At 28.2% G+C, this 22,161-nt stretch carries 22 protein-coding genes; 5 read left to right on the top strand and 17 right to left on the bottom strand.

Going from position 1 to position 22,161, the window contains the following annotated elements; all coding sequences use genetic code 11:
* The first annotated feature begins 69 nt into the window (after positions 1 to 69).
* The 4 genes from ABHQ57_RS06950 (at position 70) to ABHQ57_RS06935 (ending at position 3,525) form a co-directional block, all read left to right on the top strand.
* Positions 70 to 861 (top strand): YwqG family protein, encoded by a 792-nt coding sequence (locus tag ABHQ57_RS06950; protein WP_389862963.1) that lies wholly within the window; start codon positions 70 to 72, stop codon positions 859 to 861.
* A gap of 218 nt (positions 862 to 1,079) precedes the next feature.
* Positions 1,080 to 1,940, top strand: coding sequence for a helix-turn-helix domain-containing protein (locus ABHQ57_RS06945; protein WP_047789361.1), 861 nt, complete (start codon positions 1,080 to 1,082; stop codon positions 1,938 to 1,940).
* 80 nt (positions 1,941 to 2,020) lie between these two features.
* Positions 2,021 to 2,911 (top strand): DMT family transporter, encoded by an 891-nt coding sequence (locus ABHQ57_RS06940; protein WP_389862960.1) that lies wholly within the window; start codon positions 2,021 to 2,023, stop codon positions 2,909 to 2,911.
* A 101-nt stretch (positions 2,912 to 3,012) separates the two neighbouring features.
* Positions 3,013 to 3,525: a hypothetical protein gene (locus ABHQ57_RS06935; protein WP_389862957.1), complete on the top strand. Its 513-nt coding sequence runs from the start codon at positions 3,013 to 3,015 to the stop codon at positions 3,523 to 3,525.
* A gap of 110 nt (positions 3,526 to 3,635) precedes the next feature.
* Here the strand turns inward: ABHQ57_RS06935 and tssD are convergent, their stop codons facing one another.
* The 5 genes from tssD to ABHQ57_RS06910 all read right to left on the bottom strand — a co-directional run bounded on the left by tssD (position 3,636) and on the right by ABHQ57_RS06910 (position 12,007).
* Positions 3,636 to 3,866: a type VI secretion system tube protein TssD gene (gene tssD / locus ABHQ57_RS06930; protein ID WP_167713468.1), complete on the bottom strand. Its 231-nt coding sequence runs from the start codon at positions 3,864 to 3,866 to the stop codon at positions 3,636 to 3,638.
* Positions 3,867 to 4,221: 355 nt separating this feature from the next.
* Entirely contained in the window at positions 4,222 to 4,545 is a 324-nt protein-coding gene (locus tag ABHQ57_RS06925; RefSeq protein ID WP_389862953.1) for a hypothetical protein, read from the bottom strand.
* Positions 4,545 to 7,202 carry a TnsA endonuclease N-terminal domain-containing protein gene (locus ABHQ57_RS06920; protein WP_389862950.1) on the bottom strand — a complete coding sequence of 886 codons (2,658 nt, stop codon included), beginning with the start codon at positions 7,200 to 7,202 and terminating at the stop codon, positions 4,545 to 4,547. The genes ABHQ57_RS06925 and ABHQ57_RS06920 overlap by 1 nt, the downstream gene beginning before the upstream one ends.
* Before the next feature lie 3 nt (positions 7,203 to 7,205).
* Positions 7,206 to 9,077: a DNA methyltransferase gene (locus ABHQ57_RS06915; protein WP_389862947.1), complete on the bottom strand. Its 1,872-nt coding sequence runs from the start codon at positions 9,075 to 9,077 to the stop codon at positions 7,206 to 7,208.
* 20 nt (positions 9,078 to 9,097) lie between these two features.
* The gene (locus ABHQ57_RS06910) at positions 9,098 to 12,007 is read right to left on the bottom strand and encodes an ATP-dependent helicase (protein WP_389862945.1); all 2,910 of its coding nucleotides are present in this window, start codon (positions 12,005 to 12,007) and stop codon (positions 9,098 to 9,100) included.
* An 87-nt stretch (positions 12,008 to 12,094) separates the two neighbouring features.
* Between ABHQ57_RS06910 and ABHQ57_RS06905 the strand changes: the two genes are divergently transcribed.
* The gene (locus ABHQ57_RS06905; RefSeq protein WP_389862942.1) at positions 12,095 to 13,333 is read left to right on the top strand and encodes an AAA family ATPase; all 1,239 of its coding nucleotides are present in this window, start codon (positions 12,095 to 12,097) and stop codon (positions 13,331 to 13,333) included.
* A 15-nt stretch (positions 13,334 to 13,348) separates the two neighbouring features.
* On the opposite strand, the gene ABHQ57_RS06900 is transcribed toward ABHQ57_RS06905, so the two are convergent.
* From ABHQ57_RS06900 to ABHQ57_RS06845, 12 genes are all read right to left on the bottom strand, one after another.
* On the bottom strand, positions 13,349 to 13,990 hold the full coding sequence (locus ABHQ57_RS06900; protein ID WP_389862939.1) for an NUMOD1 domain-containing DNA-binding protein: 642 nt from the start codon (positions 13,988 to 13,990) through the stop codon (positions 13,349 to 13,351).
* Complete coding sequence (locus ABHQ57_RS06895) at positions 13,959 to 15,026, bottom strand: AAA family ATPase (protein WP_389862936.1); 1,068 nt, start codon at positions 15,024 to 15,026, stop codon at positions 13,959 to 13,961. The genes ABHQ57_RS06900 and ABHQ57_RS06895 overlap by 32 nt, the downstream gene beginning before the upstream one ends.
* Before the next feature lie 374 nt (positions 15,027 to 15,400).
* Positions 15,401 to 15,649: a hypothetical protein gene (locus ABHQ57_RS06890; RefSeq protein ID WP_389862932.1), complete on the bottom strand. Its 249-nt coding sequence runs from the start codon at positions 15,647 to 15,649 to the stop codon at positions 15,401 to 15,403.
* Between the two features lie 39 nt (positions 15,650 to 15,688).
* Complete coding sequence (locus ABHQ57_RS06885) at positions 15,689 to 16,687, bottom strand: DUF3871 family protein (protein WP_389862928.1); 999 nt, start codon at positions 16,685 to 16,687, stop codon at positions 15,689 to 15,691.
* A complete protein-coding gene (locus ABHQ57_RS06880; protein ID WP_389862925.1) occupies positions 16,668 to 17,552 on the bottom strand; it encodes an AAA family ATPase in 885 nt (294 codons plus the stop codon). Before ABHQ57_RS06880 ends, ABHQ57_RS06885 begins: the two co-directional genes overlap by 20 nt.
* 96 nt (positions 17,553 to 17,648) lie before the next feature.
* Positions 17,649 to 17,990, bottom strand: coding sequence for a hypothetical protein (locus ABHQ57_RS06875; RefSeq protein ID WP_389862922.1), 342 nt, complete (start codon positions 17,988 to 17,990; stop codon positions 17,649 to 17,651).
* Positions 17,991 to 18,119: 129 nt separating this feature from the next.
* Entirely contained in the window at positions 18,120 to 18,740 is a 621-nt protein-coding gene (locus ABHQ57_RS06870; protein ID WP_389862920.1) for a hypothetical protein, read from the bottom strand.
* A gap of 12 nt (positions 18,741 to 18,752) precedes the next feature.
* Positions 18,753 to 19,145 (bottom strand): hypothetical protein, encoded by a 393-nt coding sequence (locus ABHQ57_RS06865; protein ID WP_389862917.1) that lies wholly within the window; start codon positions 19,143 to 19,145, stop codon positions 18,753 to 18,755.
* A 2-nt stretch (positions 19,146 to 19,147) separates the two neighbouring features.
* Positions 19,148 to 19,666: a hypothetical protein gene (locus tag ABHQ57_RS06860; RefSeq protein WP_389862914.1), complete on the bottom strand. Its 519-nt coding sequence runs from the start codon at positions 19,664 to 19,666 to the stop codon at positions 19,148 to 19,150.
* On the bottom strand, positions 19,666 to 20,124 hold the full coding sequence (locus ABHQ57_RS06855) for a hypothetical protein (RefSeq protein ID WP_159295519.1): 459 nt from the start codon (positions 20,122 to 20,124) through the stop codon (positions 19,666 to 19,668). The genes ABHQ57_RS06860 and ABHQ57_RS06855 overlap by 1 nt, the downstream gene beginning before the upstream one ends.
* A 4-nt stretch (positions 20,125 to 20,128) precedes the next feature.
* On the bottom strand, positions 20,129 to 20,521 hold the full coding sequence (locus ABHQ57_RS06850; RefSeq protein WP_389862911.1) for a lipocalin family protein: 393 nt from the start codon (positions 20,519 to 20,521) through the stop codon (positions 20,129 to 20,131).
* A 329-nt stretch (positions 20,522 to 20,850) separates the two neighbouring features.
* Positions 20,851 to 22,041, bottom strand: a complete 1,191-nt coding sequence (locus ABHQ57_RS06845; protein ID WP_389862909.1) for a tyrosine-type recombinase/integrase — start codon at positions 22,039 to 22,041, stop codon at positions 20,851 to 20,853.
* Between the last annotated feature and the right edge of the window lie 120 nt (positions 22,042 to 22,161).

Below are 22,161 nucleotides of genomic sequence, written 5' to 3'. Positions count from 1 at the left end.
CTAAAGCTTGTAAATAACTAAAAACTTTTCACTAATTTAGTCTGATAACTTACAGGCTACACGAAACCGTTGTGTAAAATAAAAGAAACATCAATGATTCCTGACTTTATAAAGAAATTTGAGTTCGATTTAAAAAAGTACGAACGAGAATTCGTGCGCATAAATGCAAAGCCAAGAGAAGAAAAGCTTCTTGAAGATAATTTAGATTTGAAAGACAGCAAATTTCTAGGAAGTCCATTCTTTCCAAGAGATAAAGAATATCCAAAAGATGGAAATGGAAAACCTATGGTAATGGTTGCTCAACTGAATTTTGAACAAATTCCACAAATTACACCTTTCCCTGCAAACGGAATTCTTCAACTATTCTTATCAGCAACGGATTGGTATGAAGAAGATTATGCTATCATTTATCATTCACTTGAAGAGCTAAGTAAAGAACCGATAAGCGATTTTTCGTTCATTAATGAAAAGGATTATGATGAAATGCCTGTTTATAAACTTCATCAACTGTCATTTGAAAAAGGAATTGATAAAGGAGGTTCAGAGGATTCTCAATTCGATTATCTTTTTGATGGAGGTGACTATTGGGATTTTAATGAAAGTTTGAATGAGGAACAAGAGAAATTATTTGGAGAATATTTTAATGCAATGGGACATAAAATTGGAGGGTATGCGGAATTTACTCAGTCTGACCCAAGAGATTACAATGTTGACCAAAAAAATGATATACAAGTTTTACAAATAGATGTCGATGACCATATAATGTTTGGAGACAGTGGACTTGGACATGTTTTTATAAGCGAAGAGAATCTAATTAAAAAGAATTTTTCAAAAGCCTATTTTTACTGGGATTGCTGTTAAAAATTACTGTATACAACAGGGTGTATAAAACATACCTAACAAGTACTAAACCGAAAAGGTTGTGCTTATTTACTAAGACTCCAAAATTTTTAAGTTTGGCTTTTAAAATAAAAAAAAGTAAAAAGTTTTGGCTAAGTGCTTAATCAAAAATTAATCGTTTTTCAATCCCGCACTAACCATAGCTGAGATCGTTGTGCACAATTATAAAAGATTATTTAATGATAAAAAAAGAGTTTGAAAAATTACTTAAAAAGTATGATAAAAAAATTATAATAGACAAAATTATTGATGGTAGATACCAAACCTTAAATAATGATGGAACATCATTACATCGACATATTTTTTATCAAATTGTCTGGATTGAAAGTGGTTCTGGAGTTCATGTAATAGAGGATAAAAAGTATATTTTTACAGGTGGAACTATTTTTCTTTTAGCACCTTATTATTTACACAAAATAACATATAACAAAGATGTTCAAGGTTATGTTGTTAGTTTTTGCGATAGTTTATTAGACCGTTTTCAGAATAAATCTACTCTACTGTTTCACAACATTAATCAAGCTTATGTCAAAATACCGAGTGAAGAAATTAAAATATTTAATAATGAATTCAATCTTTTAAATCATTATTTTAATAAGAACCAAAACAGTACTATCACAATTTTACAGGATTATTTACATATACTACTCACTAAAATAAAGGGATTTAAAAGCTTTACAGAAATAGAAGACTTGGATAATGATGTGAAAATATTAGAACAATTTGTACAATTGGTTAGAACACAATATAAAGAACAAAAAAAATTGGCTTTCTATATTAGGCAATTGGCTACTTCTCAAAAAAAACTGAATCAAATACTTAAAAAGAATACTGGGCTAACATCAGCTAAATTTCTAGAAACCTATATATTAAATGAAGCAGCAAGAATGTTACGTTACAGTAACTTAAGTGTTAAAGAAATTGTAGGAGAACTTGGTTACTCTGAAAGCTCTTATTTTATAAAAGCGTTTAAAAAACACTTTGAAAAAACACCTATAACTTATAGAAAATTTTCTAAATTAAATTTGAATTCCAAATAGTACCATACTAATCCTAAATAGTCCTATTAGATTATAATTAGAAAATAGAAGTTTGTGCACTCTAATAAAAGTAAACTTCTATGAATAAATCTTTCATCTATATTATAGTCTGTGTATTTTTATGGGCATTGATACCTGTTGTATCTAAATTAGGACAAAATGAATTAGATAACCATCAATTTCTTTTTTGGTCAAGTCTATCTTCTTTACTATTTTTTTTTGGTATTACCCTTTATAAAAAAAGCCTTCAAAAACTATATTATATTGCAAAAATCAAATGGTTGCAAGCTATTTGTTTAGGTTTTTTAGGCACCTATCTGTATTATGTATTATTATATTTTGGTTATGCTAATGCACCAGGAATGGAGGTGTTAATTGTTCAATATTCTTGGCCTATTTTAATTGTTTTACTATCCCTCATTCTTTTGAAAGAAAAACTAACAATGTTTAAAACAATATCTATTCTCTTGGGGTTTATAGGTGTTTTCTTAGTTCTCACAAAAGGGGATTTTGAACAATTAAAATTTGAAAATATAAATATCGACTTAATAGTATTTACAGGAGCATTTGTTTTTGCATTGTTTTCTGTGTTAAGTAAAAAAATAAAAATGGATGATATACTATTATTAACCATTTACTTTTTAACAGCTAGTTTCGCTTCTTTTCTATCAATGAACTTTTATTCTGAATTTAAGATTCCTAATTTAAATACTGGTATACCAATTCTAATTAATGGATTTTTAGTAAATGGTCTTTCGTATATATTTTGGATTAAAGCTCTTAAAATTGGAGAAGCTTCTCTTATAGCGCCATTTGTTTTTTTAACACCTGTTTTATCATCAATTTTTTTAATAATCTTTTTTAACGAGCCATTTTACATAGCATACTTAATTGGTATGTCTTGTGTTATACTTGGTGGTTTACTGAACTTAAAAAATAAAAATACTGTTCACAACAAAGAGCCGAGATAAAAACAATAAATTTTATACTTTTTGTTTTTAGTTTGACGTATACTTGCTTAATTTAATAGCATCAAAGAAAAGAAAAACGCCACTTAATATGACAAAACTATATGAAACAAATTATCTCTTTATTATTGATTTTAACGTTATTTAATTGCTCTTCAGTCAAGACAATTAAAACTGACATTGAAACACAGAATTGGATAAATAATCAGAACTTTACAATTGTTAAACCTAACAATTGGAGACCTATTAAACATCATGGTTATGTAGGTTATACCCCTCTTAAAAAAGAAGAAAATCATTTTAATAATTTAGTCTCTATTTTTCAATATCAACTAAAAGAAAAGCCGTCAACACTAAGTGAATTATTTTCTTTAATTCAAAAAAAAGAAACAAATACACCTCTTGAAGTAAGACTAGTTAAAAACAGTCAACTTGGTGATATCTATACTGTTATTACCGAATCAAATTGGAATGGACAAAACTATAAAAGATATAGTGTATATTTTGAACATAATAAGGAATATTATAATTACAATTATTCTTCTCTTAAAAATATTTATGACATTAATCTTAAAGAAGCTATGGCTATACTCCAAAGTATTAAATTTAAAAAGTAAAATACAACCAGGCACGATAAATTAACGCATAACAACCACTTAATAAACTATTTAAACACATAACAAACTCATGTTTTACTTACATTAATGAAGTTCCTTCTTCATTAACTTTAACAGTATTTGTCCCTTTTTTCTGGTCTTTTATTATCTTTTCTATCGGCTATAATCCACTCAATAAAGGTATCATCATACATTTGTGATTCATAGGTAACTGTAAAAGCTCCTCCCATCAAGGCTGATGTAGGTTTACCGTTCCAATCAGTAAGTCTATTGTAATTTAAACTTGTAGAAAGTAATTCTCTTTCTTCACCACAAACAAAAAGTTTGGCTTTTATATACATTGATATTTTTTTTGGGGGTAATACAATTTTTTTGCTGAAAAAATGGTACACCAAAAATAAAAAGTGGTACACCTAATTACACACCAAATTCACAAGATATAAGTATAATTATTAAAAGGAGTAAGCCTTTACTATTTTAAGAAAACAGTCTGTATCTACTATAAAACCTACAAAAACAAAAAAGCCTTACTAAAACTAGTAAGGCTTATTGTGATCGCGACAGGATTCGAACCTGTGCAAATAGTATTAGTATTTATAGTACTTACAGCTCAATTCTAACTTTTTACTACCTAAAACAACACCCTTTATTTTGTCCTGTCCTTATATAATACTAATAAAATGGACAAGCCATTTTTTATTCTTTTAATATTTTATAAATATAATTTATTAATTCAATACCTGTCTTTTGTTTCATTTCTTTAGATAAAGAACCTCTTAATAAAATTAATTCTTCCTTTTTTGCTATTTCATTATCATGTTTACTAATTAAAGCCTCAAGAATAGAACTTAAAGCCTGAGTGCCTTCCTCATCTATTTTAGGTACAAAATGAAAATCATAATAATTAGCATCTGCTATATTATTAGGCCCTCCCCACCTGTCACAATCAAATGCATATCTAGCTAACATTTCATATTTCATGTCTGCTCTAAACTCATCCTCTCCTGGTATATAATTCATTATAAAATAGTTTTATTTACTTCAGTTCCTTTTATCATTAAATACTTCATACCACTAGCACCAGCAATTTGTGAAGCATATTCAGCTTTAGCCTTAACAATAGAATCATCAATTTTATTATCTCCTTTTACTTCTATAATTAAGTATTCTTCTTTTTCAGAATTTAATTTTACAAGGAAGTCTGGATAGTAACTCCTTACTGTATGAGATTCTGGGTCTATATATCTAATTAAAAAATCTGATTGTCCATGAGTTAACATTCCTGTGAACCAAACTTTTTCAATTTCACCTGTTTTAATTAAGTTATAAAACATTTGAGATTCAGGTATAGAATCAAAACAATAGTTGTCTAAATGAAAAGATTTGTTTTTGTAACTAGAGTATAAATCATCTTCTATGTTAGCAATTAATTCAGGTTTAGCTCTTAACGTGTAATACCCATCTTTTGGTTCTTTTACAAGCTCTATTTCTTCTTCTTCCTCTTTTGTAAAAGTATCAATGTCATAAAAAGATTCAAAGAGTTTAGGAATCACCCAATCATAAAGAAAATCATTGTAAAGGTTGACTTTTTCTAAAACAGCAGGTAAGCCCTGTTTTGAATTTTCTAGTACTTTCTTAATCTCCAGACAGCTAATTTTTCTTAAATTATCAACTCCCTCAGGATGATACAAGTATCTTGCTATTTCAGATACTAATGTTAACTGAGAAAACACTCTTTGTTTTGTAAGTTCAATATCCTGTAATTTTCTAGAAGAAGTTATATCTGTTATATCACGTTCAGTTCTTTTAATTCTGTATTTCTCAAAATTGAAATTGTCAAATTCCAAATCAACCCCATTTGTTAACTTTTTTTCTTTTAACTGATGAAGTGTCTTTATCTTTTTGAGTTTTATTTTTACAGGTGGTGGAACCAATCTAACTTCTACCAACTCTTTTTCATCTCCAGCAGATGTTAAATCTTCTATAGTAAGCCTAAAGTTTTGTTCAAGTTCTTTTTCTAGTATATCTACATTTTCTTTAGATAAATACACCATACCTTTTTGTTGTACATCTGATATAGCTCTTAGACAACGCATTGTTGCTTGTAAAACAAAAACTTTAGATTTTGGAGACCTTAATAAACTTACTCCAAATAAAGACCTACAATTCCATCCCTCTTTTCCTTTATTAACTAATAAAATAAACTGTTTTTCAGAATTAGGAGTATCTAGATTTTTAAACTCTCTTAAATCATCATTTGTGGTTATTTTAGGGTCACCTACATTAACCAATATTTTATTTAATGGTATTTCTAATTCAGACAGCACTTCTTCTACTAGAGGCTTTAATTCATTTTGTAGTTCATCTATTGAAGCTGCAAAAAATGCCATTTTAGGAAGCATTTCTTCGTACCTCTTATCTTTATGTTCATTCCAAAATTCTGTGATTGCAGTTCTAACAAATACTTTAGCATTACTTCTAACATTCTCAAAGCCATGTATTTTCACCTTTTTAAGGTATTTATTATCTATAGCATCTTTTAAGCCATAAGCATAGACTACTTCTGGCAATAGCCTTTTACCAACATATGGAGTACCTGTATAGTTATAACAACCAACAACTTTAGAACCAGCTTGTGATAGTGCTTCAGCTAATTCATTAATAGTTACTCTTAAGCTTGTTGCTGTTTTTCTAATACCAAAATCTTTTTCTAAAGTACTTCCAAAAGCATGGTGTGCTTCATCTAAATAAATTCCTAATTGTTTTAATCTAATGAGTTTAGCAAACCTTTGGTTAGAAATTAACTCTTGGTCTGTATTTATCTCAAAACCATATAAGTCCTCAAAATCTTTATTTAATGATTTTGCTTTGTAAAGAACATCACTCTCATTAAATAACTTTTCAGAAGCAGAATCCTCTTTTCTTTTTTTCTTGAGAATAATCTTTTGAGTATTAGAAATAATGATGTTATATTTTGAATTATCTATTGCATTTAATGAAATACCTGTATCATCTAAAAAGTGAAATTTTAGATGAGAATCTAACCAATTAATATACTCTGGAGGTACAACTTTAGCTTTGTCAAAAGTTTCAATTTCTTTTAAAGACATTAAAACAGTTTTATCTGGAGCAAACACTAAGGCATTATGACAATAGTTAGTGTTTTTGGGGTATTTATTTGCTAGTAAGAACTCATAAAAAATGGTAGTAGCCATTAAGACTGTTTTACCTATACCCATTGCTAAAGCAAAAATATAGTTTGGGTAAGATTGTTTAAATGCTTCTATTTGCTTAAAAATTTCTTCAAAAGCTATTTTATCATCGTTTTGAAATTCTGATGGTCCAAAAAGTTCAAAAGTACCTAGAGTACCTTTTGATTGAGATACACCAATATCTTGTCTACCCTCAAATAAGTTAGATTTATTATACCAATCTTCAAAAACCTCATATAAATATTTGTTCCCTAAAAATTCTTTTAAGAACACATAAATTTCTAAGGCTTCAAATTGTGGTTTTCTTAACCAAGAATTTACATTTTCAGAATTATTGAAGTTTAAAAACTTTCTTGTTAATGGACTATAAGCCTTATAAATTTTCTTTTTATTCTCATCATGAAATAACTTTAGATAAGTATAAAAAGGAAACTCAATTTCTGATTGTTTTCTTTTTTTAGCCATAGCTTAATTGTCTATTGAAATTTCTAATGATTCACTTAAAAGGTCAGTTATTTTAACTCTGATTGTACCAGCATTTTCAGGTATATCATATTCTCCAATTACCATTTCATCTTTTTCAGGTATATCAACAACACTAGGTTCAAAAACAGCCCCATCATAGTTAAAATCTACTTTAACCGATTCCACAAGTTCTTTCCAATCTTCTACATTTTCTTTCATAATTGAAAGTTTCTGCAATAAGTTCATTGGATAGAATTGTTTAATTACTAGCTTATTATCTTCTACTACTATTTCAGCTTCAGAATCTCTTTTAAACTCAAGGTTAGACTTGTCTCTTAGTATATCTACAACCTCTACATCAATTTTGTATGGATGTATTTCTTTTTGGAGTGTTGCAGCTAAATCTGGTTCATGCCCCATGCATACCAATAGTAAATTCTCAACTGGTTTATTAGGTTGTTTCTCAAATTTCTTTTGGAAAGATTTATAATTAAACCCTGAAATTAGTTCATTTAAATCTGCACGAGTAGCAATTCTATTAACAGGCATAATTTTAACCATTCTACCATCTTTTTCACCATCATAAATAGTATTGTTAGGTAGTGGTTGTATTTCTAGTGCTTGTTTTAATATTTCTTTAGCTTGTACAGGATTTCTAAAGACATCATAATTATTTACATTATATAATGAAAATCCTGTATAAAATGTTTCAATCTCTTCTTTATTTCCTGTTGTGTCAATATGATTTATTCTATACTTGCCATTTTTTATTTCATCAGTAACAGTATTCAATCTTTTTATAGTAGTTTCAATTGCACCTAAATTAATATCAGCTCCAATATATTTTCTTCCTAACTCCAAAGCAACTGCTTGAGTAGTTCCAGAACCCATAAAGCAATCAAAAACAATGTCACCAGGAGATGTCATTTGATTTATAATTCTTTTTAATAGACCTTTAGATTTTTGGGTAGGGTATTGAAGGTATTCCTTGGAACCACTGATAAAAGGTTTAGTTTCGTCATGGTCCCAAATATCAGGTGAATTAAATTCAGAATAATAATTTCCTTCCTCATCAATAAGAATTTCAACTTTTTCACTTGTTTCATCATTTAGCCAAATATCTCTTACAAAGACATCACTATAAAACCTACCATTTTCATCAACCAGAACATCCATAAATTTTTTACGATAATAGATCCTTTGTTTCAAAGGTTTAAATTTATGAATTGATGTTTTTGAATAGAATAAAATAGTGTCATGTTTTCTAGCCCAAGAAGCTTTACCAACACCTTGAATCCTATAACCATAAGCAATTTCATTTTTAAATCCAGCACCTTTTAAATCTCCTCCTCCATTACCAAATATTTCATCCATTATGCATCTTAATTGATGACTTTTCCTGTAATCTACATGTAAATAAATACTACCTGTATCTGACAATAACTCTCTTAAAATTATTAATCTTTCATACATAAATTGAAGGTAGTCATCATTGCTCCAAATATCAGTGTATTGCTTCTCTTCAAAAGAATTTTGGTCATTTTTTACTTCCTTTCCTCGAAGTTTTATTTTCTTTTTATAATCTGCTTTAGAATCATATGGAGGGTCAATGTAAATAAGGTCTATTTTTCCTCTGTAATCTTTTAAAAGATGACTCATTACTTGAAGATTATCTCCCCAAAAAATCTTATTCATCCAACCATTTACTTCCTCCCCATAATTCTCTTTTTGCTGTGCTGGGTAGTATTGTGTGGATGTAAAAGGTCTTTTTCCTTTCCAATGTAGCATTGGGTAACCTTTAATAGGCTCAAATTTGTATTCTTCTATAGTATCTAGTTTCTTTTGAATATCTAGGTCTAATTTATCTTGTGCCATATTACAAATGGTTTATTATCTTAATTTCTATTATGTTTTGGGTTGCAGTAAAATCTCATGTCACATTCACCACATTGCTTGTCATTTTTAATAATGTGAGAGTTGTCAAAATTTTTGCTCTCTATTTTTTCAACTATTTCATCAAAAGATTCTACAGTCTTACTAATAGTATGTTCATTTTTATTAAAAGTGATGTAAGGACTACTATTTTCTTCTTTAGGATAGTGTAAATGCATCTTACTTACTTTGTGTCCTGTTCTTTCTTCAACTAAATGTGCATATACTTCTAATTGTCTTCTATACCTATCTAATAACCCCCTTGTAAGCTCATCTGTAGCATTAACATCTGGTTTGCTACCAGATTTAAAATCTATAAGCTCAACTGTATTATTCTCCCCTCTAATAAGGTCTATTGTACCTTTTAGAATGTAATCCTCTTTAACAAGTGATACATCAACTTCTGCTTCTACAATTTTATCCCAATCATTACTATTCTTATCTCTGTAATTTAAGATTTGTTTAAGTAATGCCTTTCTCTGTGGCAAATGTAAATAAGATTTTTGTTGTTTAGTAAGCAAATGATAATTAGTGTTGAACCAAGCTTCAATATTATCATTAGTTAATGTATGTACTTCGTCTTTTAGTACAGCTTTATGAATATCTTCTATTGTTTGATGTAATAATTGTCCCCCTAAAACACCCCCAGTTCTTACTTCTGTAAACTCTAGTTCTTTATAGAATTTATATTGTAAAGGGCAGTTTTCATAAAGTAAAATATGAGAAGTAAAAGAATATTCGTGTTTTATATTGGTAGGCTTAATTTCAGCCAAATCATACTTTGTAATATCTACACTTTCATTTCTCCAATGAGGAGCTTTATTATAACTATCCTGTAATAATTTATGAGGTGAATTAACTTTTCCTTTAGAATTTCTTGTTTCATAATTACCTAGAACTAATACATTCTGAGGTCTTGAAAATGCAGTATAATACAACCTCCAAAAATCATAATATTTTACTTCTTCTAAAGGCTCAAAAGGTGGTTTGTGGTAGTATTCTTCTTGTAATAATTCATCTACATCATCATATTGTTTTCTTGGACCTTGCCTATTAGTAGGCATTCCTACAAATACAATAGGAAACTCTAACCCTTTAGATTGGTGAATAGTCATAAAAGATACACAACCTGAAGGAGCATATTCATCAAAATCTTCAAACTCCTCTAAACCACCATCATTTAAAAATCTAAAAAATCTATTGAATAGATTTTGAAGAACTTTCTCCTTATTTTCAGGAGTTATTACAGTTACATTGTACAGGTACTCAAACTTCCAAAGTAACTTTGTAAATAAAGCTATATTGTAAGAAGCTCTTAAGTCTGTTTTATTAGCCTTCATATCTACATTTAGATAATCTGAAAACATTGAAAATTCTAGTAGCTGATACACCAAAGCAGCTAGACTGTAATTTGTACCTTCAGTTAAAGTAAGGTGTCTTTTAGCTTTATCTTGACACCATTGTAATAAAGCCTTATGTTTCTCTAAATCCTCTCTTATTGCATTACCAAACTGCCTTTTACAAGAATCATAATATTTCCAGATATCTAGTTTAGCAGTATCACTCCACGCTAAAACATCAAATAAATCTGGGAAAATGAAAACTATAGCACCAATTAATAATCTAATTTCTTCTCTTTCAAAAAATAGTGCAGAACGTGGACTAAACACCTTAATTCCTCTTTCTTCTAAATATTCTGCTAGAGCATTAACTCTTTCACCTTTTACAGACTTAAATAAAAATGCAATTTGATTTCTATCCTTTAAGACTCCTTTATTTTCAAGTTCTATTATAAATTGATATACTTCCTCAAAATAATGGTGTAACGATGCTTCACTAGATACTTTAATTACTGTAGGTGCTTTAATAAAATTATCTTCACGAGGTACAATTGTTTTGTCAAACCTAAATGTCCTATCCTCTTTAGTCCAATCCAACTCATCCATCCAATTATTATAAAAATTTATTATCTCTGGATGTGACCTATAGTTTGTAGTTATTTTAATTTCCTTACAATCACCTTTCTGAAAGTTATCAGGAAATTCTAAGATATTTCTAATAGTAGCACCTCTAAATCTGTATAACCCTTGGTCATCATCACCTACAACACAAATATTATTATTTTTTGAAGCCAGAAGTAAAACAATTTTCTCTTGAATAGTATTAGTGTCTTGATACTCATCAATCATAAAGTACTTTATTTTTGAGAGTATCTCATCTAATACTTTTTGATTGTTTTTTAAAAGGTTATAGGTTTCACTTTGGATTGAAGAAAAGTCCAACGCATTTTCTTCATTTAGTTTTTCTATGTATAGTTTATAAAACTCACCAATAACAGAAATATTAGCATCTTCAGCACTGATTAGTTCTTCATAGTCTAAATTTTCCTCACCAACTTTATTTATATAATTGATTAATTTATCTGCTTTATGCCAACTAGATAAATTATGTCCTCCTAAAATTTCTTCTGAATTTTCAATTGCTACAAAATCTCTCATATTTTGATACAAGAAAAATTTCTGGTCAAATTGGTCCAGTAATCTATAACTTCTTTTTAATCTAGTAAATTCTCTATATTCTTCTAGAAATCTTAAGAAGATTGAATGCAATGTTCCAATATACATTTCATTGAGATTTACCTTAATCTCTAATTCTAGTAGTCTATTAGAAATACGAGTAACTAATTCTTTAGCAGCTTTTTCAGTAAATGTTGCCACTAAAATTTCTTCTGGTTTAGTCCCTTTTTGTATAAGATTAACTGTTCTTTCTACTAATGTTCTAGTTTTACCTGCACCTGGACCTGCTATAATTAAAACAGGACCTTCAGTAGTATCTATTGCAAGTTGTTGGTGTATATTATTTCTTTTTTTCATATCACAGCCAAAATACAACTATAATTAATTTTTATTTAAAAAAAAATAAAAAGTTTATATTGTCCTGTCCTTATATATATAATAAAAATGGACACATTTTTTATGGAAGAAAATAAATCAGAAATAACTGTTTCATCTCAAGCTCCTAACAAAGAATTACAAAAAATAACTGATGATATACATAACTTAAGTGAACATAATATGTTGCTTAATGAAATAGCCTCAAGTGATCCTTCTCAAAAAATGATGGAAGATTCTATTTTTAAAGAAATGGAAGCTATGAAAGTTCCTAAAGCTGACTTATCAATGTTTGGAATTGATTTAGAAGCCATTAAAGAGTCATCTAAAGATAGAGAGAATATTAAAAAGCAAATATTAGATATAAATGATAAAGCTGTTTTTTCTGCTCTTGATTTATTCAATTTAAATATTGAAAAAGTACCTAAGTTAGTTGAACCCTTTTTTCAAAAAACTGGGTTGGCATCTTTAGTTGGAACATCTGATACAGGTAAGTCCACATTTTTAAGACAATTAGCATTATCTATTGCACTAAAAAAAGATGATTTTTTAGGTTTTAAAATCAAAGCTAAGCATAATAAAGTTATCTATGTTAGTACTGAAGATGGACCTTTTAGTGTTAGTTACTCAATAAGGAAACAAGTTAAAAATATCTGCAATAGTGAAGATGATATAGACCTTATACAAAACTTGAAGTTTATTTTTGATTCAGAAAACCTGTATAGGGATTTAGAAGAATCTTTATCTGAAGCACCTGTAGATTTAATTATTATAGACGCTTTTACCGATGTATTTACAGGAGAAATTAACGCTAATACTCAAGTTAGAAAATTCCTTAATAAGTATGATACATTAGCTAAAAAAAATGATTGTTTAATAGTCTTTTTACATCATACAGGTAAGAAAACACAATACAACAAGCCTTCAAAGGATAGTGTAATAGGTTCACAAGCTTTTGAAGCAAAAATGAGAGCTGTTATTGAAATAAGAAACAACCTAAAAGTAAAAAATCAAAAAGAGTTATGGGTGTTAAAAGCAAACTTTCTTGAAAATAAAGAAAAAGCAAAATCTCATATATTAAACTTTGATTATAATTTAGTTTTTTCAAACTCAGGACAAAGAAGCTATATTTCAGAAAACAAATCCAATAATGATAAAATAAAGAATAAAATAATACAATTGCGTGAAAAGGGTTTTTCTTTCAGAAAAATAGAAGATGAACTTAAAGACACGGAATTTCAAGTCAGCAAATCTGTAGCGCAAAAGATTTATAAAGAATACGAATTAAGTAAAAAAGGAGGTAAATAAATACCTCCTTTACTTTTAATACACCCAAAAATAATTACCACATTTATTTCGTTCTCCTCTACACACTTTTGCAATGCTAGTTTTATTAAAACCTGTTTGCCTTGATGCTTCAGCTACAGAAACATATTCTGCAATATACTCCCCATCTAAAGTATATTGATAAACTACCTTTTTTCTATTGTCTGTATCTGGTTTAAAAGGTTCTTTGTAAGTGTAACTCCAATAGAAGTTATTATACAGTTTATTTGTACTTAAACAAGCTCTACTTATACATTGTTTAGAGGCTTTATTCTCTTGTGAAGCTTTTGTTAGTGAAATATAACTTGTTACTAAATTACCTTTCAAATCATACTGAAATACTTTCTTTTCAAAGCCTCCTCCTCTGTCTGAATTAAAACCTTGTTCTTTTGAGTTATATTCTAAAATATAATTTTTCTCTTTTTGTGCTAATTCATTAGAATTTTTAGCGGTATCAATCTGTTCCCATGTAAAAGCTTTAGCTCCATAAGTAAATATTGCATTGTAAAATTTGGCTTTTTTACCTGTGCTAGATTTTTGAACATGGTCTTTTTTTCTTTCTTCTATTGTTTTTGTCGTTGCCCCAATATAAACCATATCATTCTCTTTATTGGTTACTTTGTAAATTATCCCTTTCATTGCTCTTCTTCATTTTTAATTTATAAATCCCTTTTTCTTCTTTTTCAATCAAATCTTCTGACTCTAACTTATTTAAACAAGTATATAAAGTTTGCTTAGACATTGTACTGGTTTTAACAAATTTATTTTGTAGAATGGAAGTTGAAATAGTTAGACTACCTTGACTATCTTGACTTTGGATGAAGTCATAAACTCTATCTTTATTTTTATTATCTGTTCTACCATCTAACTTGGCATCTTTATATAAATTGAATACATTTTCAGTTCCTACATTTTCAACCCAACTATCTTGGTTAAAACGATATAAATACGCTTTAGTATTATCCTTTATAGCATCTTTATTATATATCATTGTGCAATAATTTCCTCCTCTTGCTGTTGGAATATTACCTAGGCTCAAAGCAAAATCAAACTCTTGTGTAATTATTCTACTACCAGATATACTATCCTGACTCATAGGCTTATCATTTCCCTTAGTGTTGTGATGAATTGTAAAAAATGTTATGCCATCAATAGATAAAAAGTACTTTTTAAACATTTGTGTGAATTTTTGAGCTACTGCGCTTTTTTCAACTTCACCAATGCACATATGTGTTAAACTATCTAAGAAAACTATTTCTGGTTTTATTTGTAAAATATAGTTTCTAATTGCCGACCAGTCTTTTTCTTCTAAAAGATATTCTGGAAAATCTTCCCTACCTATATAATAGTTATTTGCATAGTTTTTAAATTGTTCCTTTGATAAAGAATTTATCATTTTTTTATTGCGTCTAACAATTCTAAATGCTTTTTCTTCCAGGTTTACAAATAAAACTTTTCTTGGTTTTCCATCTAATTCAAATCCAAAAAACTCTTTTTTTCCAGACGCGAAAGCAATAGCTAAATTTTCTGCAAATGTGGTTTTTCCTGTTTTTCCTACACCTGTTATTAGTCCCGATGCTCCTTCAATAATTCCATTCCATAAGACTTTAGGTTCTGGTATATCTTTATATTTATTGATTAAATCAATTCCTCTTGTTGGTATTATCTTTTTCATTATTAACATTTTAAAAATTAATATTACAGACTATAAAGACAAGATTTTAGTCAAGCTAGTCAATACAGTCAAACTAAATTTAAGTAAAATGAGAAAGGAAAAGAGTAAGTTTAGATAGGTGTCTAAATGCAAGTATATTTTTAGGCTTTTTAAGATTTTCATCACTTCTCAATACTTCTTCTCCATTCATCTTAAAACCTATTGCAAATATACAAAAAATAATCAACATAAGCAAATTTTTATTAAATTATTTTCATTAAAAACGTTAATTTATTGAATTAAATTTAAAAAATTATTTTTCAGTGGTATTTTGTTAAAGCTGAACCGTCTCAAAAACTCCCTGTGGATAAAAATACAGCACAACAGCTATGTTACTAAATGAGAATATCAAAATGATGATAATAGTAAGCCTTACCTTTTATTATATAAACAGTCTTCAGTTCCGATGTTACTTTCACTTCTTCCACCCATACAATTTGATTCTTTTTTAAATCTCCAATATCATTCAATACACTTACTTTAAAAGGACAAAACAGTATCTTTAATAAGTTGTTCCAAGTAACAATATAAAGTTCTTTAGGGTTGCTATATTTCAGTAATTCAGCCAATTCTTTATCATTCATTTTGATATTATTATATATAAGGTTCTGTGCTATTTTATTTTATGAAATAGCTATATTATAATTATGAAGAAACCAATTATAAGTTCCATTTTGCAAAGAATTACCTATGTTTTGCATGAACTCGTATGCATTAACGTTTCGTTCTAAACAATTATCTATGTAAGATGATTTATTAGCTTCAGTAAATAAATTATAAATACTCCACAAGTCAATCATTTCATTTTCATTTCTACAGAAATTATTATCAGTAAAGTAATCTTTAACTACCGTTGAGATTTGTGAATCTGTCAACTGTAAAGGAAATTTACCTTGCTTGTCTTTTTTATTTAGAAAATGATACATTTTCATTTTTCCAATTAGGTGAGCAAACTGTTCTTCTTTCAAAGAATACTTACTCATTATTTCCATGTTACCTAAATGAGCTTCTTCATTATAATTTAATATGAGGGTCTTTATAGCTTCTTGCAATTCAACAATACTACTTATTCTAATTTCTGATTTCAATCCATCTGTACTAATGCAAAGGTTTGTGCATACAGTATTTTTAAAACCAATAAAGACTTTAAACTTTTCAATAGATTTTTTAGAGAATAAATTTTCTTGATTATAAGCTCTAACTCCACCAATGGTGAGATTTAGAATTTGATTATTAACTACCACTTGTCTATTAGGAACTTCCATCATAAAAGCCATTCTCTCGTAATAAATAGTTTTTTCGTGGTCTTTTAGTTCTTTAACAGGTTTACCAATAGCACTTGGAATTCTACCTTTAATTTGATGAGAAACTCTAATAACTGGTTCTGAAATTGTATTTGATAATATTGATTGTGCTATCTCTTTAGTAGCATCAATAAACTCAAAATGAGAAATAGTAGTTTCATTGTCTTTTGCAAAAACAGGAATTATACAATCTTTTTTGATGTGTTCTAATGTAACTTCTGTAGTATTTGCTTCAATAAATTTACTTGATGGTTTTTGGATGATTTCTGATGCGTTTTGTATCATTTGACTTGGATTATTATTGGCTATTAATTCCATTTTCTGATGATTTTACAATTTGGTTATCTTTTACTACTTGGCTACTTACATTTTCAATAGTTTCTTTACGTTGTACTATTGCTTGATGAAGTTCTTTTTGCAATCCACTATATTTTTGATACAAATGTCTTAAGCCCTCTACTGTAGTACATTCTTCAATTTCTTGTTTGGCTTGTTCAATAGATATTCCTTGATTACACCATTGAATTAATTTCTTACCTGTTCCTTTTCCAATAACAAACTCTGGTTTATTCATAAATAAACCTGTTCTATCTTTTGAAGCTTTGGCTAAATGCTGATCATTAATAAGCTCAAAATTTACTGTGAGTTCATATTCAAAGCCTTCTCTTGTAATTTCTTTTGTACCATGCTTAATAACCTTTGTTCTGCCGTTATTTCCTTGGTCTAAAGAATAATCTATCTTACGTCTTGTTGTTGTGATTATATGACATTTAGATTGAAGAATAGCATCTATAAATGCGTTATGACGTGGGGTTATTTTAGCCCAATCTTGAAATCTACCTCCTAATTGTTCATGTAGTTGTAAACACCCTCCTTTACCATTCCATTCATGAGTAATACTATCAATGATGATTACCTCAATATTAGCATTTTCACATACTTTAATGGCTTGAATATATCTTTCTGGACTATAAGGTTCATTTAAGTTTAAGACATTGAAATTGCCTAAATGAGAGTATAAACTTGCACTATTGTTTTCTGTATCTACAACAGCTATTTTACTCCAATCTTCTGTAATTCCATAGGCTAGTAATAAAGCTGAATAAGTTTTTCCAAATCCTGAAGCTCCTGATAATCCTAGTCTTAATTTTACTTGATGTCTTTGCGCTTTTTGTAATTGCATAATTTTTATAGTTATGTTTTTTAATTATATAGGTTATAAGACATAATTATAGACATAAAAAAAGAGCCTCATTTCTGAAGCTCTCTAACTTTATTTTTATAATACCTCTTGATGTACAACATTGTTATTTACAATGTTTTCTTCTTCACTTACATACTGATAGCTATGTGTAAGTGTAATAATTTCTCCTGTTGTAGGCACTGTATATTCATACGGTTCAACATCTACTTTTTTAATTGCTCCAGGAAAATCTGTACCAACTAAACTTTCACAAGTAGCTGTGTCAAAAGTGCTTGGAACACTTGTTTTTCTTGCTGTAAAATAAGTTTTTCCTGTTTCTTGACTTTTAACAGCTTCAATTCCTCCTTGTACAATAAGTACATTAAATTCTGACCCATCATTTCTTTCATAGGTCTTAAAATCTACAATTTTTACCATAGTATTTTAAATTTTAAGATTAAACATTAAACACGGGGGTATCCCGCAATGGTAAAAAAGGGTGGGGGGTGATATTAGATTACTTAGCTTTCACGATAGATAAGGTGTTTTGAAAATTTTGAAAAAAAATTATTTTTTATCTCCAAACAATAAAAGCCATATAAACATAGCTAGTGCTAATCCAATTATACCTATAAGTGGATATGCTAAAAAACCAATAAGTTTTACTGTTCCACTTAATGCATAGCTTGTAATGAATAAACAGAATACTATTAGCAAGGTAGTGATGCAACCTTTTTCTATGGGAGTATCTATATATACCTTCTTAGGCTGATTTATATCACGCCTACTATCAGAGCTAATAGATTGTTTTATATCTGGTAATTCAATTTTTTTTATTTCCTTAACAGTATTTGGTTTTCTTGTTCCAGTCAATAAAGCTTCAACATCAGCTACTTCTAATGCTGGTAACTGTAACTTACCTTTACCAGCATGCTCTCCTTCTATTTGAATAGCTGCATCAACTGTTTGTCCTACAGCAAATAACTCAGGATTAGATTTTAACGTAGCTGTAAATAAGGTAACATCAATTATTTGCTTTTCCCCACTAGGATATGTAATTTCAGCAGTAGCCTTTTGCCAAGGAGTCTCCTTTTCATTGTTTAGTTTATTGACTGTAGAGCTAATTGATTTAATAACAACTGGTGTTATGAACTCTCTTTGCCCAGTAAATGGGTTTACTTTAATCATTGATTTTATCTACTAATACTTTTCAATATTAAAGAAAATTTGGCTAGAATTATTATCTGAAACCATAATATTAAGTCTATTTCTTTTTTTATGAAATGTAATTGTAGAAGTTGAATTATTTTCTAGGTGTTCATTGATACACTTTTCTTTTACATACAGATTAAACAATTTTCTTAGAGGTTTCTTACATTTATATATAAGAAGTTTTTCTGGTAATCTTATATCTTGAATAGCTATATACTTATCAGTAATTAAAAGATTAAACTCTGCTTTCTCTTTATAATTCTTAGTACTATCTAATTCGTCTTTAAAACTAGTCAAGTAACTTTTATATTTTCCATTGAAATTTTGAGAAGCTAAATTGATTGATGTTAAAAGAAAAATTAAGATTAGTTTATGCTTCATGTTTAACCTATGTAATTTATTATTGGTTCTACATTGGTAGACTTACACTCCATACAAAACAAAGGTGCTTTTTTAGATAATGAATCAGTATGCATACAAACCTCTTTACTAGTTTCTGAAATAATTCCACATTTTTGACATTGATGAGGGTCTTTTACATTAAATTTTAAAAGCACAAGAAATTCATCAGTTTTATAATTACAATCCTTACATTTTATTTGACTAACTCCCATTAGTTCATGAAAATAACTTAACCTATGCATTGTTATACTAACATTTTCTTGTGTTAAGTCAATATATAGGAAAGTATCAGGGTTTTCTTTGACTAATTGTAGCACCTCATGGTCTGTTAAGTTCTGTGTGTTATAAATCTCTTTTTGACATATATCACAATTTCCAATTGTTAATGGATTGTTCGTCTTAGTTAAATAACTTTTTTCTACGTAATATTTACATTCTAATTTTTTGATGTATACACCTGTATAAGTGAATAATTCTTTTGTTTTTATGTTGATTTTCATTATTGATAATGTAGATCTAAAATGTAAGTTCCATCATTGTTAATTGTTAAAAGACAAACTCTTGATGAATAAAATTGTTCAACATTTTTAAATTCATTGTCTACTTCTTTTAAGGAAATTACAAATTCATTATTGCTTTTTCTTCTCACTTTAGGTTCTTTAAAAGTGTAGTCTCTTCTGTAAAATTTATAATAATCATTTAGATGCTTTAAAGCATCATCATTACTATATTTTGTGGCTTTTTTAATTGTTTTTTTCTTTTTCTTCTTAATGTTAGACAATTCTTTGATGTATCGCCTATTTTGTTTTTCAGATATTCTTAACCAAAATGATAAAGAATCTCTAGTTTTTTCTAAAGCGATTTTTTCTTCTTTTAATTTTTCATATTTCTCTTTGGGTACACATGAACTTAAAAGAATGAATAAAAGTATGATAGTTGGTAAATAGTTTATTTTCATTTGTTTATTGTTTTTTGAATTCTAAAGTTCTTGTTTTGATTGGGCTTTTCTCTATCCAAATTAGCTTATTTGTACTTAATTCAGCATCTACTTGTGTGTTAGAATTACCATTATCTAGTATTACTGTATATAAGGTTTCTGTTTCTTTTTCATAGGTTGCATTTAAGGTGTTTTTATCACAATTTCCTCCATTGGGTTCATAGATTTCTCCTGATAATATTCCATGTTCTGCAAATGTTATTGTTGTTTGTTTCATGCAATCTGGAAGAGTTGTTAAATCTGAATGACTGGTTAATTTCCAAGTTCCTAGAATTGTGGTTGTATCTGTCATTTCATCATCTGATGAACATGATAATAAAGTAAATAGAGTTAATGATAAGATTAAAATATTTTTCATAATTAATAATATTTGTTTCTGTGGAGAAGCTAACAGAGTTGTTAGTAAAAAAGAAAGGTGTGCTCTCCTACTTATTTAGCTAATCAGAGGCTCCGCCAAGAACCTAAACCACACCAAACAGCACAGAGATAACACACCCGAATTGAGTGTGTATCTACTTATTGTACTGCCCCTGTGATTTCTAAAGAAATTTGGCGGATTCCTGATTAAGGAGCTTGTTATAAGTAAACACCTATATTTTATTTTCAATCGTAAAAATAATAAACTATTTGAGTTTTAAATTATAAATTTATTGATATTTGATAATTCTATATTACGGAATTCCTCAATCACAATTTATTCTGTAGCGTTTTAATTTCATTACTAATTTTATTCCTAACTACTTTAGCATAATGCTCTTGTGTCACTTGTAACCTTGAATGTCCTAATAATTCTGACACTACTTCCATAGAAACACCATTATACAACAACACTGTAGTGGCAAAAGTTTTTCTAGCTACATGATGAGTCATTTTTTTATCAATCCCAACAATATCTGCTATTTCCTTTAAATAAGAATTAAACTTTTGATTAGATATTTTAGGTAGATTATATCCATATTTTTCGAGTAATAACTTAGCTTTAGGTAGTAATGGTATTGCTATTTTAGAGCTAGTTTTTTGTCTATACATTTCAATCCAATAATCATTATCAAAACCTTTAACTACATTCTTGGCTCTCAATGATGACATTTCTTGATATGCCAGCCCTGTATAACAACAAAACACAAATAAATCTCTTATTTGAGCTAATCTTACTTGATTAAATTTAAACTCTTCTAAATCTTTTAATTCTTCTGTTGTTAAATAGATTAACTCAATCTTATGTTTAGTAGATTTATATAAGGAAAAAGGGTTCTTCTCTAAATAATTCTCGTCTATTCCAAATTGCACTATCTTTTTCACTCTTTGTAAACTTCTGTTTATGGTAGCTTGACTTAATTTAAGTTCTGTTTTAAAATAATATTCCAAATCCTTAATAAATTTTAAATCAAGTTTATTAAGTTTTATATCATTTCTTTTGTATTTGAATTTTATAAATTTTTCAACCTTTCTCTTATTCTCTACATACCTATTCCATGAAACTTCTTTAAAATCAATTCCTATAAGTTTTTTGGTTTGTTCATTATGAATGTCATATAACTCTAACAAGGTCTTTTCTACCCTGGTATTTTCTCCTTTATATTGACTGTATATATCATCAACATTAAAATCCTTTTGTTGAAGTTGCAGTAATAAAAAAGCCTCATTAATCTTTTGACTAATAAGGCTTAATTGTGTATTTACAATTTTTGATTTTTCTGCTTTATCTAAAAGCTTTTGTTTTTTGCTATCCCAATAATTTGGGTTTATAAATAATCCTGTAGAGAAATCTTTTCTCTGTTTATTATAAGTTATCCTACATCTCATAGGACTATTACCTCTTTTATTTATTCTGTTTTTTTGAATAAAAAATAGTATATGTATTTTACTGTTATTCATTATTTTAATATTTTAAAAAATGTGCACCTTAACAAAAAAGCATGTACACCTAAATGTGCACCTTAAAAGGTCTATAAAAGGATATTATCGATAGAAATAAAGAAGTTAGTAAAAATACAG

The organism is Tenacibaculum sp. ZH5_bin.1, assembly GCF_042865525.1.
GTDB lineage: Bacteria > Bacteroidota > Bacteroidia > Flavobacteriales > Flavobacteriaceae > Polaribacter > Polaribacter mesophilus.
Note: the sequence above shows the minus strand (reverse complement) of the source record. Positions and strands in the feature narration are given on the sequence as shown.